This window comes from Streptomyces sp. NPDC001406 (genome assembly GCF_042895285.1).
In the GTDB taxonomy this organism is placed as follows: Bacteria; Actinomycetota; Actinomycetes; order Streptomycetales; family Streptomycetaceae; genus Streptomyces.
In genome coordinates this window covers 353,719-369,211 of the sequence record NZ_JBIAWG010000004.1, presented here as the reverse complement: position 1 = coordinate 369,211, position 15,493 = coordinate 353,719, and the positions used below count along the sequence as shown (strand labels likewise).

Here is a 15,493-nt window from a genome sequence, read left to right as displayed (position 1 = left end):
CGCGTCACCGCTTCACGAGTCGTACCGACAGACCCTCTGCCGTATAGACCGGTACGGCCCGGAGCCGGTCGGAGTTCACCTCGACGCGGTCGAACTGACCGCGCAGCAGCGGAACGTCCACGACCGGCAGCGTGCTGCCCGCGGCCGGCGGGTGCTCGGCGTCGAGGCGCAGCGACAGCACGGTGCCCCGGCCCAGCACCGCCCGGTGCTTGACCACGAGGGGCGCCTTGCGGCCGGCGCGCAGGCTGAGCTCCAGCGTGCCGGAGTCCTGTGTGTAGACACCCCGCACCCGCACGCGCTCGCACACCCGCAGCGTTCCGCCCGAGACCCGCACGTCACCGTGGCCCAGCGCGTCCTCCGCCCCGGCCACCAGCGTGCCCGCGGCCAGCACGGTCCCGCCCGTGTACCGGTTGCGGCCGGTCAGCGTCAGCGTGCCGGTGCCCCTCTTGGTCAGAGCGCCGCACCCGTCGATGTCGTTGCGCCAGCTGTCGGCGGCGGCGAAGCCCCCGGCGGCCGCGTCCAGCGTGACCGTGACGTCGGAGTCGAAGGCGCCGTAACCGTCCGCCGCCGCGAAGAGGTTGAGCCGGCCCCACTGCTCGGCGCCGTCGAGCAGCACGTACCCGGAGGGCAGCCCGGTGGTGCGCAGCACCTCGCGCCGCTGCGCCGCGTCGAGGTACGGCAGCCGCGTCTCCAGCAGCACCTCGGCACCCTTGGGCACGGTCAGGGGCAGGTCGCGGCCGTGCCGGGTCAGTACATAGGTCAGCCGGGGCGTGGCGGCCTCGGCGTTGGCCTCGCGGTCGGCGTACGGGTCGCTGTCCGGGCCGGCCGAGTGCGCATAGGCGTACAGGGTGTCGTCCGTCGTCCCCGTCCGCTGCTCGAAGTAGGCGAGGGCCTGGGCCCGCGCCGCCGCCTTGAGGCCGGCGTTGGCCGGGTCGGCGAGCGTCGCGGCGGCCAGCGCCGTGGCCATCACCCGGCCGCCGATCACGTCCACGGTGTTGTGCATACCGGCCACGATCCGGGTGTGGCTGAGCTCCAGGGCCCGGGTCACCAGCTCCTGGAACCGCTCGGGGACCGCGTACGCGTACGCCAGTCCCGCCAGGTGGAAGGCGTTGGTGTGCCCGCTCGGGAAACCGCCGTCGTCGGTGGGGGACGTGCTGCGCTGGCGCAGCAGCTGCGGGGCGACCACCACGTCCGACTCGTAGACCGGGTACCCGAGCGCGTCGGTCTTCCCGGTGTCGACGACCTCGCTGTCCTCGTTCATCCGCCACGGACGCGGGTACTGGTAGGCGTACTTGGCGGGGTTGCCGGAGGCGTACGGGCCGCGCACCGTGTCGACCAGTTCGGCCACCTTGCCCAGCGCGGAGTCGTACGCGCCCGCGCCGAGCGCCGAACCCGCCGGGGCACCGGCCGGTACCGCGTCGCTGATCGTGGTCGCGGGAGTGCCGTCGGGCGCGCTCGTGATGGACGTGACCGCCTTGGCGCCCGCCTTGTACAGATCGGCCAGCGGGCCCAGGCCGGCGATCATGGCGTAGCTCTGGTGCTGCCGGTCGTAGACGAAGGCCTCCTTCGCCTGGGCGTCCGTGCGCCGGCGCGTGACCCGGGCGCAGTAGCGCATGTTGGCGCTCAGCACCTCGGGCCGCAGCGCAGTGCCGGTGTTCCAGGCGGAACCGGTCTTCCACACCTGGGCGAAGCCGCCGAGGACGCGCACCACCGCGTTGGTCTCGGGCGTCAGGTTGGCGATGACGTTGGTCTTGTAGTCGTCGACGAACGCGGCGGCGGTGGTCGCGGCCTTGGCGTCGGCGGCGGACAGCCAGCCGACGAAGGTCGGGGCCGTGAGCACCCCGGCGGACGCGCCCAGCGAGGTCCTGAGGAAACCACGTCGGCTCACGGCGAGTCCACGGGACGACGCGTCGCAGCGGTGCCCGGCTGATGACGGCATGCGTGTGCCTCTCTGGAGTTCTTCGGCCATGCGGCCGGGGGAGACCCACGTGAACGACGGGGGTGGGAGATGCTGTTCGGGTTTTGTCGGTCCCGTGGGAAAGAAGTTGAACGAGCGAATATCTAGGGCCGGTTCGTGTCCCGTCGGCCAGGGACCGGTGACCGGTACGTGGCCCGCGTGTGAACGGCGGCCCCGCGATTCACAGAAACGCACGCGCCAGTGCCAACGCGCCCTCCACCGGCGGCACTTGCAGGGGCCGCGGCCGGGCGCCCGGCAGGGCTTCGGCGAGCGCGGTGGCGAAGGCGTCGTACAGGCGCGGCTGGGTGAGGATCGTGCTGCCCGCAACCACCACGTGGTCGACGGCGAGACCGCGTTCGGCCAGCCGCACGACGAGTGCCGCGAGCGAGCGGCCCCCGGCGGCGATCACATCGCGGGCGAGGAGCGAGCCCGCCTCGGCGGCCGCGAAGACGACCGGGGCGTGCCGGCCCCACTGCGCGGACACGTCGGCGGCGCTCTCCAACGCCGCACCGAGCGCGGGGACTTCGGCCACGCCGAACGCGGCGACAAGACCCGCGGCCAGTGCGTCGGGTGCCTCCCCGCGGTCGTGGGCGGCCCAGACGGCCCGCGCGGCCTCACGGACGAGTCCGGCCGCGCCGCCCTCGTCACCGAGGACCGCGCCCCAGCCGCCCACCTGCACGGCGAGGCCGTCGGCGCGCCGGCCCACGGCCACCGAGCCGGTGCCGGCGACCAGGCCCACGCCCTTGATCAGGCCGGCCGCGGGGACGAGGAGTTCGGCGTCGCCCACGACCGTGACGGGAACGTCCAGGAGATCCCGCAGCGGGGTACGGATCGCCGCACACTGGCGGGGGGTCTCGCAGGCGTGCCCGCCGATGGCGAGGGCGGCGGGGCGGGCGCCCGCGGGCAGCGCCTCCCGGAGCAGCGCGGCCAGCCAGCCGGCGGCGGCCCCGGGGTGGTGCGGCCGCCAGCCGCTGCTCGTACGGACGTGGTCGGCGACCGTGCGGTCCCCGGCCACGGCACGGAGATGGGTCTTGGTGCCGCCCACGTCGATACCGACCACGAGAGGGCACGAAGGGAGTGCGTCCTGCACGGATCCTCTTTCGTCGTTGCAGTAGCCGCGACGGCGGGCGAGCCAAGTCCGGACAGGGGAAGGCGAACAACTAGGGAAGCCCCGGGACGGGCCTCTGACGGAACACGGCAGGCGAGTACCGTGAAGTTCGTTAGGAAACTAACTAACGAAGTATGGTGCGTCAAGAGGCAGTCCATCGCCGCATCCCCGGGGCGGATCGAACCGATCGGCCGACCGGGGAGCGCGGCCCTCGACCCGTGTGGGGGAACTGTGGAACAAGACGTGGCGGACGCCCCCCGCCTGACCGAGAGCGCGAGCTCGGTCTTCTCCGTGCTGGCCCAGGCGGGCAGCGCGACCCGGCCACAGCTCGCGAGCCTGGCGGGCCTGTCCAAACCGACGGTGTCCACCGCCGTCTCGGAGCTGGAGAGCGCCCGGCTCGCCGCCCATTCCGGCACCGCGTCCAGCGGCACCGGCCGTACCGCCGCCGTCTACCGGCTCGGACCGGCCGCCGGCGCCGTCCTCGCCGTCGACCTCGGCCCGGCCCTCACCCGGGTACGCGGCTGCGCCCTGGACGGCACCCTGCTGGCCGAGGCCACCGGTCCCCGGCGGGACGCGGCCGATGTCGTACGCGAGACCCTCGTCGCGCTGCCCGCCGGCACCCCGCTGCGCACCATCGTCGTCGCCGTCGGCGATGTCACCACGCAGGGGGAGGGCACGCGGGTGCGCCCCGCGACCGCCAAGGCCGGCCCCGTCTTCGACGCCATGGCCGTGGCGCTGCCGCCGGGCGTCCCCGTCCACCTGGAGAACAACGTCAACTGCGCCGCGCTCGCGGAGTTGCACGAGGGCGCCGCCCGCGGCCGTCACAGCTTCGGCTATCTGCGGATCGGCGTCGGCATCGGCCTCGGCATCGTCGTCGGGAGCCGGGTGCTGCGCGGGGCCAACGGCGCCGCCGGCGAGCTGGCCCGGCTGCCCTATCCCTGGGCCGAGGGCCGCGAGCCGCGCCAGGAGGCCCTGGAGGAGTACATCGGCGCACGCTCCCTCCTGCGCCGGGCCGCCGAGGCCTGGCAGGACACCGACGGGCCCTGCCCGGACACCGCCGAGCGGCTGTTCGCGCTGGCCGGGCAGGGCCGGGCCACGGCCCGCGCCGTCGTGGCCCGCCATGCCGCGGACATCGGCCGGCTCGCCGCCGCCGTGGTCGCCGTGCTGGACCCGGGACTGATCGTGCTCGGTGGCAGCACCGGCGCGGACCCGCAGCTCCTGCCGGGTGTACGGGCCGAGTTGGCGCGGCTGAGCTGGCCCACCGAGGTGGTCAGCAGCACGGTCGGGGACCTCGGCACCGTCGTGGGCGCCGCCCGGCTCGCGGTCGCCCGGGGAGTCCAAACCGTGACCGAGGCCGCGCACACGAAGGATTGACGGCCTCCGACTCGGTCTGCCAATGTCCGGACAAGCGCTTTCTAAGTCGGCCGGGACGCCGACTCGGGGTGAGCGTTCCCGCCCGTACGACGTACGGCAGCCGCGCGAGGGCGTGCTCGCACGGCGACGGCCACGGTGGCCGGGGATCCCACCCGCCAGGACGGTGCGGCCGGGCGAGGCCGTGCCCCCGGAAGGCGCATCCCATGAAACTCGCACCCGTGCCGCAGCGACCGGCCGGGAAATCCGTCACGCACCTCCAGGGAGGACCCGGTGGGTCACCAGATCTCACGCAGAACCCTCTTCCGCACCGCGGCGGACTCGCTGCCGCCGGCGCGCTCGGCGGCACCCTCGGCGCCTGCTCCGGCGGCACCGGAGCCGGCAGCACCAACAGCAAGCTGACCATGATCTGGTGGGGCAGCGACGACCGGCACGCGGCGTACAAGAAGGCGCTGACCTACTTCCAGCAGAAGAACCCGAAGATCAAGATCCAGGAGACCTACTCCGGCTACGACGGGTACTTCGACAAGTTCAACACCAACATCGCCGGCGGCTCCGCCCCCGACCTGCTCCAGATGGACACCGCGCTGGTCGCCCAGTACGCCCGCAAGGGCGTCCTCGCCCCGATCGACGAGTACGTCGGCAAGACCCTCGACCTCACCGGCTTCTCCAAGACGCTGCTCGCGGCCGGCACGGTCGACGGCAAGCTGTACGGCGTTCCGTCCGGCATCGGCGTCAACCAGCTCACCGTCAACCGGACCGGCCTGGAGAAGCTGGGCCTGAAGCTGCCGGACCGCGAATGGACCTGGGCCGACCTGAAGAAGATCGCCCAGGACGTCTACAAGAAGAGCGGCGGCAAGACCTACGGCGTCGACGACGGCGGCGGCTCCACCCTCCAGTGCTTCGAGATCTTCGCCCGGGAGAAGGGCCAGCAGTTCTTCTCCGACGACGGCAAGAAGCTCGGCTTCACCTCCGACACCCTCCAGGAGTGGTGGGAGTACTGGGCCGAGATGCGCAAGACCCATGCTTCCCCGCCGCCGGCCGTCACCTCCGCCGCGCACAACGACCTCACCAAGAACGCGGTCGTCATCGGCAAGGCCCTGTTCACCTTCGACTCCGGCGTCTACGGCGCGGGCGGCTCCATCACCAACGCCCAGCTGGACTTCCTGCCCACCCCGCAGGGCGACTTCTCCGGCGCCCGCGAGGGCAACTTCGTCAACGGCGGTGTGCTGCTGAGCGCCACCAAGGCCGGCAAGAAGGTCGCCGACGCCGTGAAGATCATGTCGTTCTTCGCGCAGGACGCCACGGCGATCAAGGACATGCAGCTGCTGCGCGGCATCCCGCCGACCGCGAAGGCCCGCGACCTGATCGCCTCCGGCCTGACCGAGACGGACAAGCTGAACATGGCGAACGCCGACTACATCTCCCAGCGCGTCTCGAAGGCGTCCAACGCCCTGCCCGCTCCGGTGCCGCCGCCGCAGGGCGCCGACCAGATCTGGGACCTGCTGTTCCAGTCCAACCTCGCTGTCGCCTTCGGCAAGAAGACGATCAAGGCACAACTGGGCGAGTTCTTCGACCAGGCGGCGGGAATCCTGGGCGGCTAGCGGCTCCGCCGGAATTGCCGCGAAAGGCTGGCGCCGCGATGTGCCGTCGATCCGCTGACGGCACCGTCGTGGCTGGTCGCGCAGTTCCCCGCGCCCCTTCGGGGGCGCGGCAGTGCACCAAATGAATGAAGTACCCGACAGGGCCAGGGAGAATGAGAATGACCACCGCGCAGACCGACGCGGTCGTGAAGGAGCCGTCGGGTTCCGCGACCCCGTCCGACCAGCGGGAGCGCGACCGTATGCGCCGTCGCCTCGCCAGACGGCGGGGCGGAGGGTGGTGGCCGTATCTCTTCCTGGCCCCCTGGTTCATCGGGCTGTTCGGCCTGACGATCTACCCGATGCTCGACTCGCTGTACCTCTCCTTCACCGACTTCGACCTGCTGACACCCGCGCAGTGGGTCGGCCTGGACAACTACCAGCACATGTTCGGCGACGACCCGGTCTTCTGGGACTCGGTGCACGCCACCCTCCTGTACGTCGTCGTCTCCGTGCCGCTCAAACTCGCGCTCGCCCTCGGCGTGGCGATGCTGCTCAACCGCGACCTGAAGGGGATCGGCCTGTACCGGGCCGCCTTCTACCTCCCCTCGCTGCTCGGCGGTGCGGTGGCCATCGCCATCGTGTGGCGTCAGGTCTTCGGCGGTGACGGTCTGTTCAACGACTTCCTCGGCTGGTTCGGCATCAAGGGCCAGGACTGGATCTCCAGCCCCGACAGCGCGCTCTACACGCTCGTCCTGCTGGCCGTCTGGCAGTTCGGCACGCCGATGGTCATCTTCCTCGCCGGCCTCAAGCAGCTGCCGAAGGACGTCTACGAGGCCGCCGCGATCGACGGCGCCAGGCCCGTCACCCGGTTCTTCCGCATCACCCTGCCGCTGCTGACGCCGATCGTCTTCTTCAACGTGGTCCTGCAGATCATCGACGCGTTCAAGACGTTCACCCCCGCCTTCGTGATCAGCAACGGCTCGGGCGGACCGCTCAACTCGACGATGCTCTACTCCCTCTACCTGTACAAGAAGGGCTTCACCGACCTCCAGATGGGCTACGCCTCGGCGCTCGCCTGGGTGCTGTTCCTGGTCATCGCGGGCTTCACGGCGGTCAACTTCATCGCCGGCCGCTACTGGGTCCACTACGACGACTGAGCGAGGAGTTCTTCGATGTCCGCCCTGACCCCGAACGCATCGCCGCTGCACAAGCTCCGCTCGGCGACCGGCGCCCGCCGCATCTTCATCCACACGGTCCTCATCGGCGTGGCGATCGTCATGCTGTACCCGTTGCTGTGGATGCTCAGCAGCTCCCTCAAGCCCGACACCGAGATCTTCACCCACCCCGGCCTCATCCCGAACGCGCTGCGCCCGGCCAACTACTCCGAGGGCTGGAGCGGCTCCGGCAACTCCTTCTCCCTCTACATCACCAACTCACTGATCGTCACGATCGGCGCGGTGATCGGCAATGTGATCTCCTGCTCGCTGGCCGCCTACGCCTTCGCGCGCTTCGAGTTCCGCGGCAAGAAGCTCTGGTTCGGCCTGATGCTCGGCACGCTCATGCTGCCCACGCAGGCCGTCCTGATCCCGCAGTACACGATCTTCTACAACCTGACCTGGATCAACACCTATCTGCCGCTGATCGTCCCGAAGTTCCTCGCGGTGGACGCCTTCTTCATCTTCCTGATGGTCCAGTTCATCCGCTCCATCCCGCGCGAGCTGGACCAGGCGGCCATGATGGACGGTGCCAACCCCCTGCAGATCTACTGGAAGATCATCCTGCCGCTGATGAAGCCGGCCCTGGTCACCACCACGATCTTCACCTTCATCTGGACCTACGACGACTTCCTGCACCAGCTCGTCTACCTCCAGCAGAACGACCGCTTCACCGTCCCCCTCGGCCTGACCCTGTTCCTGGACAAGACCAGCGGCTCCTCCTACGGCGCGATGTTCGCCATGTCGACCCTCGCGCTGCTGCCGACCCTGATCTGCTTCCTGATCTTCCAGAAACGGCTGGTGGAAGGCCTCGCGACCAGCGGAATGAAGGGCTGAGACCACGTGAGCACCCCCGTGCGCCTCCCGCGCCAGCGCGGCCCGCTGCACGACCTGCCGGACACCCCCGAGGCGTACGACGCCGTCCTCGCCGACGTCGCCGAGCAGGCCCTGTCCCGCCTCACCCCGGACGGCAGCCTCGAACACCCCGGCGCCCTCGACGACATCGGCGACACCTCGCTCGGGATCACCTCGCTGCTGGCCCTGGCCTGGCAGCGGGGCCGGGACCCGCGTCTGCCGGAGGCCGTACGGCGCAGCCTCGCCTTCCATCTGCGCGAGCGGGTGTACACCGAGGACAACCCCGGCTATCCGAACCTGAGGATCCGCGACTCCCGCCTCCCGTACGCCCGTTACGTCCTGGAGACGGGCGCGCACCCCATCGGGGACTGGCCCAGCACGGTGTGGGCCCTGCTCCAGCTCGTCAACCTCCTGGATACCGGCGAGGGCCTCATCGAGGACGAACAGCGCCGTGAACTGGTCGAGTTGGGCCGGGGATACTGGCGATGGCTGACCGAGGCCACCTTCTTCAACCCGCAGGAGGCCGGCAACCAGGCGATCGGCTGTGTGGTCGGCGGACTGATGCTGGCCCGGCACCTCCCGCCGGAGGAAGGGGAGTTGCTGCGGGCACGGGCACTCGCCCTGTACACCGCAGAGATCCGCGCCCACCGGGTCCGCGACCGGGGCGCCCTGCTGCCCCCCGAGCACGGCGGGGCGTACGACAACAACTACGGCCCGATCTCCCTCTCCTTCCTCGCCCAGGCCCACCGCGTCACCGGCGAGGAGGTCTTCGCCGACGACGGCGACGCCCTGGCCCGCTACATCGACGCCCGGCTGCCCGGCGGCGGCTTCGACAACGGCGGCCCCCGCTACAGCGAGCAGCACTCCGGTTTCGAGTCGGTCCTCGGCCTGCGCTACTTCAGCGGCCGCATCGGCTCCGACCTGGGCCGCTACCGGGGCGACACCCGCTGGGGCCGGCACGCGGTCCAGCCGGACGGGGGAGTCGACGGCCACTTCGCGTGGATGCTGGTCTGGCAGATCCAGGACACCTCGCGCTGGCACCGCACGCCGTCCTCCTCGACCACTCGGCACCAACTGCGCGCGGGCACGGTCTCGGTGGCCTTCGACGGCCGGATGACCCCGTCGCTGATCGAGGCGGCCGGGACGTACTACCTGCCCGCGGCGGTCGGCAGGCAGCACGGCTTCGGCCCCGTCACCGACGGTTTCCTGCTGTGCCGCCCCCTGGGCGAGGTCCGCGTCCGGGACGTACGCGCCGACGGACTGACGGCCAAGCTGGTCACCAAGCCGGTCGTCGGCCGCGACCATGTGCTGCGCCATGTGCGGTCCCTGTACGTCACGGACGGCACGAGCCTGTGGGTGACCGTGGCGGTCGAGCGGCTCGACGGGGCGCCGTATCTGCTGGCAGGGCTGCCGTACGCGGCGGACGACGGCGACCGGGTGCGCCGGGTCGCCGAGGGCGAGGTGACCTCGGCGGGCGCGCTGCGTCTGACGCACCCCGAGGCGCGGGGCGTGGACCACTTCGACGCCCGTGCCGAACTCACGCAGGAGCAGGCTGCGTTCGCGCTCGCCGCCGACCCGCGCGGCTACGGCAACCCCGACGAGGGCTGGCGGCATCTGGTGAGCTCGACGGCCCTGGAGGCGGGCCCGGCGGCGGGCGGACCGGAGGACCTGCACGTCTTCGCCGTACGGTACGGACCCGGTGACACCTTCGTTCCCGCCTTCGAAGCCGGGGACCAGGGCCTGACCGTCCGTACCGAGGCCTTCACCGCGTTGATCGGCGAGGCGGCGGGCGACGCCCACGGCGAGCCCGAACTGACCCTGTACACCTGAGCAGGCCGACCCGTGGCGCGGTGACCTCGGTCAGGGTTCTTCCGCCCCGTGCGGCGCGGGCAGCGCGGACCGCGGCACGACCAGGTCGGCCCGGTTCCGTGTCGTCGCGATCAGGTCCGCGTTGCGCTGGTCCGTGCCCCGTACCCAGGCCACGGCGGCCTCGTGCTCCTTGCCGAACTCCTCGTGCCGGGCGACCAGTCGGCGGATCCGCTCGTCCTCGTCGATCTCGCAGAACCACACCTCGTCCAGGCACGGCCGCACCCGAGCCCAGGAACCCGCCTCCAGCAGCAGGTAGTTGCCCTCCGTCACCACCAGCCGGGCCGTCGGCGGCACCGGGATCGCGCCCGCGATCGGCTGTTCCAGCACCCGCTCGAATCCCGGCGCGTACACCACCTCGTCGCTCTCCTCGCGCAGCCGCCGCAGCAGCGCCGCGTATCCCGCCGCGTCGAAGGTGTCCGGCGCGCCCTTGCGGTCGCGGCGGCCCAGCCGGTCCAGTTCGACGTCGGCGAGGTGGAACCCGTCCATGGGGACCTGCGTCACCCAGGGTTCGCCGGTGCCGTTCAGTTCGCGGACCAGGTGTTCGGCGAGGTTCGTCTTGCCCGAACCGGGGCTGCCCGCGATGCCGAGGAGCGCGCGTGGTCCGCACTCGGCGAGGCGGCGGGCGCGGGTGAGCAGATCGTCGAAAGTCAAGGACACGCAGGAGAGTGTCGCACCGCGGTCCGTCCCCGGTTCCCGCCGTGTGGCCTTCGCCACCCACTGGAAGCCGCCCGTCGGGGGAAGGGTGCTGGGTATGACTGAGCTCGGTCTGCCCGACACCATCCTGGCCTGTCTCTTCGACCTCGACGGGGTCGTCACCAAGACGGCCGTCGTCCACGCGGCCGCCTGGAAGGAGGCGTTCGACGAGTTCCTGCGCGACTACGAGGGCGAGCAGGGCCGGCCGTTCGACGCCGACGCGGAGTACGACGAGTACGTCGACGGACGTCCACGCGCCGACGGGGTGCGGACCTTTCTCGACTCCCGCGGCATCGCACTGCCCGAGGGCGCCCCCGACGACCCGCCGGACGCCCATACCGTCCACGGCCTCGGCAACCGCAAGAACGACCTGCTCCTCGCGAAGATCCGCACCTTCGGTGTCGAGGCCTACGAGGGCACCCTGCGCTACGTCGAGGCCGTCCGCGCCCACGGGCTGCGCACCGCGATCGTCTCCTCCAGCGCCAACTGCCGTGACGTACTGCGCTCCGTCGGCGCGGAGCACCTCTTCGACGTACGGATCGACGGGATCGTCGCGAGCGAACGGAAGCTGCCCGGCAAACCGCACCCGGACACCTTCCTGGCCGCCGCCCGCGACCTCGGCGTCGAGCCCTCCGCGTCAGCCGTCTTCGAGGACGCGCTGGCCGGCATGGACGCGGGCCGCGCCGGCGGCTTCGGATACGTGGTCGGTGTCGACCGCGTCGGACAGGCCGCCGCGCTGTACGCGCACGGCGCGGACGTCGTCGTCGAGGACCTCGCCGAGCTGGGAGGCAAGCGGTGATCACCCACCGGGCGTACACGGTCGAACCGTGGGCCGTGCGCGAGACCGACCTCAACCTGGACGTCCTCGCGCAGAGCGAGTCCGTGTTCGCCCTGTCCAACGGCCATGTCGGCTGGCGCGGAAACCTCGACGAGGGCGAGCCGCACGGCCTGCCCGGCAGCTACCTCAACGGTGTGCACGAGGTGCATCCGCTGCCGTACGCCGAGGCCGGCTACGGCTATCCGGAGTCGGGCCAGACGGTCATCAACGTCACCAACGGCAAGATCCTGCGGCTGCTCGTCGACGACGAACCGTTCGACCTGCGCTACGGCCGGCTCGTCGCCCACGAGCGCACGCTGGACCTGCGCCGGGGCGTACTGGAGCGGACCTGCGAGTGGACCTCCCCGGCGGGCTCGACGGTCCGGGTGCGCTCCACGCGGCTGGTGTCGCTCACCCAGCGGGCGGTGGCGGCCGTGGCGTACCAGGTGGAGGCCGTCGGCGCGCGCTCCCGGGTGGTGATCCAGTCGGAGCTGGTCGCCAACGAGCAACTGCCCGGGCCCAACGGCGATCCGCGCGCGGCGGTCGCGCTCCACTCGCCGCTGGAGCAGGAGGACCACTTCGCCTCCGGCCGGCGGCTGCGGCTGGTGCACCGCACCCGGCGCAGCGGTCTGCGCGTGGCGGCGGCCGCCGACCATGTCGTCACCGGCCCCGAGCGGACCACGACCCGGAGCGAGAGCGACACGGACGTGGCCCGGCTGACCGTCACCGCCGTACTGGAGCCCGGACAGCGGCTGCGCGTGGAGAAGTTCGTCGCCCACGGCTGGTCCGGCAACCGCTCCCTGCCCGCCATGGCCGACCAGGTGGACGCCGCCCTCGCCGCCGCCGCGCACGACGGCTGGCAGGGGCTGCTGGACGAACAGCGCGCCTTTCTGGACGACTTCTGGGCCCGCGCGGACATCGAGGTGGACGGTGACGAGGAGATCCAGCAGGCCGTCCGCTTCGCCCTGTTCCACGTCCTGCAGGCAGGGGCTCGCGCCGAGCAGCGAGCGATCCCCGCCAAGGGGCTGACCGGTTCCGGATACGACGGGCACGCTTTCTGGGACACCGAGATGTTCGTGCTGCCCGTCCTCACCTACACCGCCCCGTCGACCGTCGCCGAGGCGCTGCGCTGGCGGCACAGCACGCTGCCCGCGGCCCGGGAGCGGGCGACCCAGCTCGGCCTGGACGGCGCCGCGTTCCCCTGGCGGACCATCGAGGGCTCCGAGGGCTCGGCGTACTGGCCGGCCGGCACTGCGGCCTTCCATGTGAACGCCGACATAGCCGACGCCGTCATCCGTTATGTCGAGGCCACGGGGGACACGGCCTTCGAGCGGGAGGCCGGTGTCGAGCTGCTGGTGGAGACGGCCCGGCTGTGGCGGTCGCTGGGCCACCACGACCCGCACGGTGTCTTCCACATCGACGGCGTCACCGGCCCCGACGAGTACAGCGCGGTCGCCGACGACAACACGTACACGAATCTGATGGCGCGCGCGAACCTGCTCGCAGCGGCCGACGCCGCCGCCCGGTATCCGCAGGAGGCGGAGCGGCTCGGCGTCGACGAGGAGGAGAGCGCCGCGTGGCGGGACGCCGCCGAGGCCGTGCACCTGCCCTACAACCGCGAACTGGGCGTCCACGAACAGCACGCCGGGTTCACCCGCTACCAGCGCTGGGACTTCGCCGGCACCCGCCCCGACCAGTACCCGCTGCTGCTGAACTTCCCGTACTTCGACCTCTACCGCAAGCAGGTCGTCAAACAGGCCGACCTGGTGCTCGCCATGTACACCTGCGGCGCGTTCTTCGACGACGACCACATAGCCCGCAACTTCGCCTACTACGAGCCGCTGACCGTACGGGACTCCTCGCTGTCCGCGTGCTGCCAGGGGGTCATCGCCGCGCAGGCGGGCCATCTGCGGCTCGCCTACGACTACGCGGCCGAGGCCGCCCTGATGGACCTGGAGGACCTGGAGCACAACACCCGGGACGGACTGCACATCGCGTCCCTGGCCGGTACCTGGATGGTGCTGGTGGCGGGGTTCGGCGGGCTGCGCCGGTCCGACGACGGGCTGCGGTTCGCCCCGCGACTGCCGGAGAGGTTCCGTCGGCTGGCCTTCGGCCTGCAGTTCCTGGGCCGCCGGCTGCGGGTGGAGATCGAGGCCGACAAAGCCGTCTACACGCTCCTGGACGGTGACCCGCTGACGATCCACCACCACGGCGAGCCACTCACCCTCGACACCGACGGCCCCACCGTGCGCCCAGTACCCGCGACACCACTCCGCCCGGCCCCCGAACAGCCCCCACACCGCGGCCCGAACAGCGGCTGAGCGGGATCGGCGCGACGCCACGAACACCACGACGTCCGTCTCGCGGCGCGGCAGCGGGGCCGGCTCGGACCATCCGGCATGGCGATGGAACGCGCGGCTGCCGTGCGCCTCGTTCCAGGTCAGGAGCCAGGCGCGGCCGCCGGGCGCGGTGGCGGCGAGCGTGGACAGCAGACGGCGGCCCAGACCGGTGCCACGGGCCTTGGGGTGCGCACCCCGAGTTCATCGATCACCAGCGCGCCGACCGGCAGTTCCGCCACCCGGCCGGCGCCGAGCCGCTCCGCTCCGGTGCGCGAGGTCAGGTCAGTACGCTTGCCAGCAGGCCGTACAGGTCGCCCGTTGCGTCGGCGGCCAGGAGGGCCGGGAGGGCGCCCAGGACGAGGACGGCCGCGGCGGCCGACCGGACGCGGGGCGGCGGGGCCGTCTGGAGGGCCGCGATACGGCGGGTGACGGCTCGGTCGGTGAAGTTCAGTGTGCATGTGGGCCGGACCCGGCCCGCGCTGAGGGCGGCGCGGGCCAGGGCGCGGGCGGTGGCCGCGCGGTCCCCGACGGCATCCGCCGCCCGCTCGTCCGCCCCGCGTTCCACGAGGAAGGCCACGGTGTCACGGACCGGTGAGAGCAGGGGGTTCGCCGCGGCGGCGAGCGTGGCCGCGGTCACCAACAGGCCGTGCCGGTCCGTCAGATGGGCACGTTCGTGGGCGAGCAGGACCCGGCGCTCCGCGGGTTCGAGCGCGCACAGCATGGCGGAGGTGACCAGGATCCGGCCCGGACGGCCGGGGATCGCGAAGGCCTGCGGCACGGCAGACGCGGCGACGATCAACTCGGTGTCAGCCGGCTGCCCTTCGCACAGCCGCCGCAGCGCCCGGCGCGTGGAGCGCTCCGCCCGCAGGGCCCGGTGCACACGCCAGGCGACGACAGCCAGGGCCAGACACGCGGCGACCCCGATCACCTCGGGCACCGGATCGGCGATACGGTGCCCGTCCTCGCGGGCCTCCCGGACGACCGGCGGCGCGTCCCCGAGCAGCGCGGTGGCGAGCAGGACCAGGGACCAGGTGGTGGCCGCCGCGGTCAGGACGGCCGCGGAGACCAGGACGCGCGCGGCGAGCGCGGGGGCGACCCGTCTGCCGATCACCGGACTGACGGCGGGGAGCAGCAGGGCCAGCAGCAGCGGGGTGTAGACGTCGAACCTCATGCGCCGCCTCCGCCGAGCAGTTCGCGCAGTGCCCGTTCCTCCTCGGCGCTCAGTCCGGACACGAACTGCTGCAGTGCGGCGATCGGGTCGGGGCCGCGGTCCAGTGCCTCGTGCATCGCCTCGGCGGTCAGCTCGGCCGCGTTCTTCGCGGGCCGGTACGCGCCGCGCCGCCCGTCCGCGTCACGCAGGACGAGACCCTTGTCGTACAGGCGCTTGAGGATGGTGTGCACCGTGTTGTAGGCGAGCCCGCCGTCGAGGTCCGCCTGGATCTCGGCCGGCGTCAGCGGCCGCTCGGTGGCCCACAGCGTGGCCAGGACCTCGCTCTCCAACTCCCCGGCGCTGCGCCTCTCCACCCTGCCGCGGGACCCTGTGCCAGCCATGCCGCAACCTTACAGCGCGTAGGGCCGTCATTCGTATGGCCGTACCCCTGCTGCACACTCCTCCGATGCGGGCTAGTTTGACCATGATTCTCGCGAATCCCGTATTTCTCCTTATCTCTGCGATTTCCGCCCTCGG

At 71.9% G+C, this 15,493-nt stretch carries 12 protein-coding genes; 7 read left to right on the top strand and 5 right to left on the bottom strand.

The annotated features are described in order from the left end of the window. Positions 1-4 precede the first annotated feature (4 nt). Entirely contained in the window at positions 5-1,939 is a 1,935-nt protein-coding gene (locus ACFY1J_RS11950) for a phosphatase PAP2 family protein (protein ID WP_390731154.1), read from the bottom strand. Between the two features lie 199 nt (positions 1,940-2,138). Further along, positions 2,139-3,047, bottom strand: a complete 909-nt coding sequence (locus tag ACFY1J_RS11945) for an N-acetylglucosamine kinase (protein ID WP_390705947.1) — start codon at positions 3,045-3,047, stop codon at positions 2,139-2,141. A 261-nt stretch (positions 3,048-3,308) separates the two neighbouring features. Between ACFY1J_RS11945 and ACFY1J_RS11940 the strand changes: the two genes are divergently transcribed. The 5 genes from ACFY1J_RS11940 (at position 3,309) to ACFY1J_RS11920 (ending at position 9,918) form a co-directional block, all read left to right on the top strand. After that, positions 3,309-4,439 carry an ROK family transcriptional regulator gene (locus tag ACFY1J_RS11940; RefSeq protein ID WP_390705948.1) on the top strand — a complete coding sequence of 377 codons (1,131 nt, stop codon included), beginning with the start codon at positions 3,309-3,311 and terminating at the stop codon, positions 4,437-4,439. Positions 4,440-4,642: 203 nt separating this feature from the next. Further along, positions 4,643-6,040 (top strand): ABC transporter substrate-binding protein, encoded by a 1,398-nt coding sequence (locus ACFY1J_RS11935; RefSeq protein ID WP_390731153.1) that lies wholly within the window; start codon positions 4,643-4,645, stop codon positions 6,038-6,040. Between the two features lie 158 nt (positions 6,041-6,198). After that, a complete protein-coding gene (locus tag ACFY1J_RS11930; protein WP_390705950.1) occupies positions 6,199-7,176 on the top strand; it encodes a carbohydrate ABC transporter permease in 978 nt (325 codons plus the stop codon). A 15-nt stretch (positions 7,177-7,191) separates the two neighbouring features. Next, entirely contained in the window at positions 7,192-8,070 is an 879-nt protein-coding gene (locus tag ACFY1J_RS11925) for a carbohydrate ABC transporter permease (protein WP_390705951.1), read from the top strand. Between the two features lie 18 nt (positions 8,071-8,088). Continuing rightward, complete coding sequence (locus tag ACFY1J_RS11920) at positions 8,089-9,918, top strand: hypothetical protein (RefSeq protein WP_390731227.1); 1,830 nt, start codon at positions 8,089-8,091, stop codon at positions 9,916-9,918. Between the two features lie 30 nt (positions 9,919-9,948). Here the strand turns inward: ACFY1J_RS11920 and ACFY1J_RS11915 are convergent, their stop codons facing one another. Then, a complete protein-coding gene (locus ACFY1J_RS11915) occupies positions 9,949-10,614 on the bottom strand; it encodes a nucleoside/nucleotide kinase family protein (protein WP_390731152.1) in 666 nt (221 codons plus the stop codon). 94 nt (positions 10,615-10,708) lie between these two features. Here ACFY1J_RS11915 and ACFY1J_RS11910 point away from each other — a divergent pair, with 94 nt between their 5' ends. After that, positions 10,709-11,449, top strand: coding sequence for an HAD family hydrolase (locus ACFY1J_RS11910; protein ID WP_390731151.1), 741 nt, complete (start codon positions 10,709-10,711; stop codon positions 11,447-11,449). Further along, the gene (locus ACFY1J_RS11905; protein ID WP_390705954.1) at positions 11,446-13,788 is read left to right on the top strand and encodes a glycoside hydrolase family 65 protein; all 2,343 of its coding nucleotides are present in this window, start codon (positions 11,446-11,448) and stop codon (positions 13,786-13,788) included. The genes ACFY1J_RS11910 and ACFY1J_RS11905 overlap by 4 nt, the downstream gene beginning before the upstream one ends. A gap of 295 nt (positions 13,789-14,083) precedes the next feature. Here the strand turns inward: ACFY1J_RS11905 and ACFY1J_RS11900 are convergent, their stop codons facing one another. Both ACFY1J_RS11900 and ACFY1J_RS11895 read right to left on the bottom strand, forming a co-directional pair. After that, positions 14,084-14,977, bottom strand: a complete 894-nt coding sequence (locus tag ACFY1J_RS11900; protein WP_390705955.1) for a M48 family metalloprotease — start codon at positions 14,975-14,977, stop codon at positions 14,084-14,086. After that, positions 14,974-15,357, bottom strand: a complete 384-nt coding sequence (locus ACFY1J_RS11895) for a BlaI/MecI/CopY family transcriptional regulator (RefSeq protein ID WP_390705956.1) — start codon at positions 15,355-15,357, stop codon at positions 14,974-14,976. The genes ACFY1J_RS11900 and ACFY1J_RS11895 overlap by 4 nt, the downstream gene beginning before the upstream one ends. Positions 15,358-15,493 lie beyond the last annotated feature (136 nt).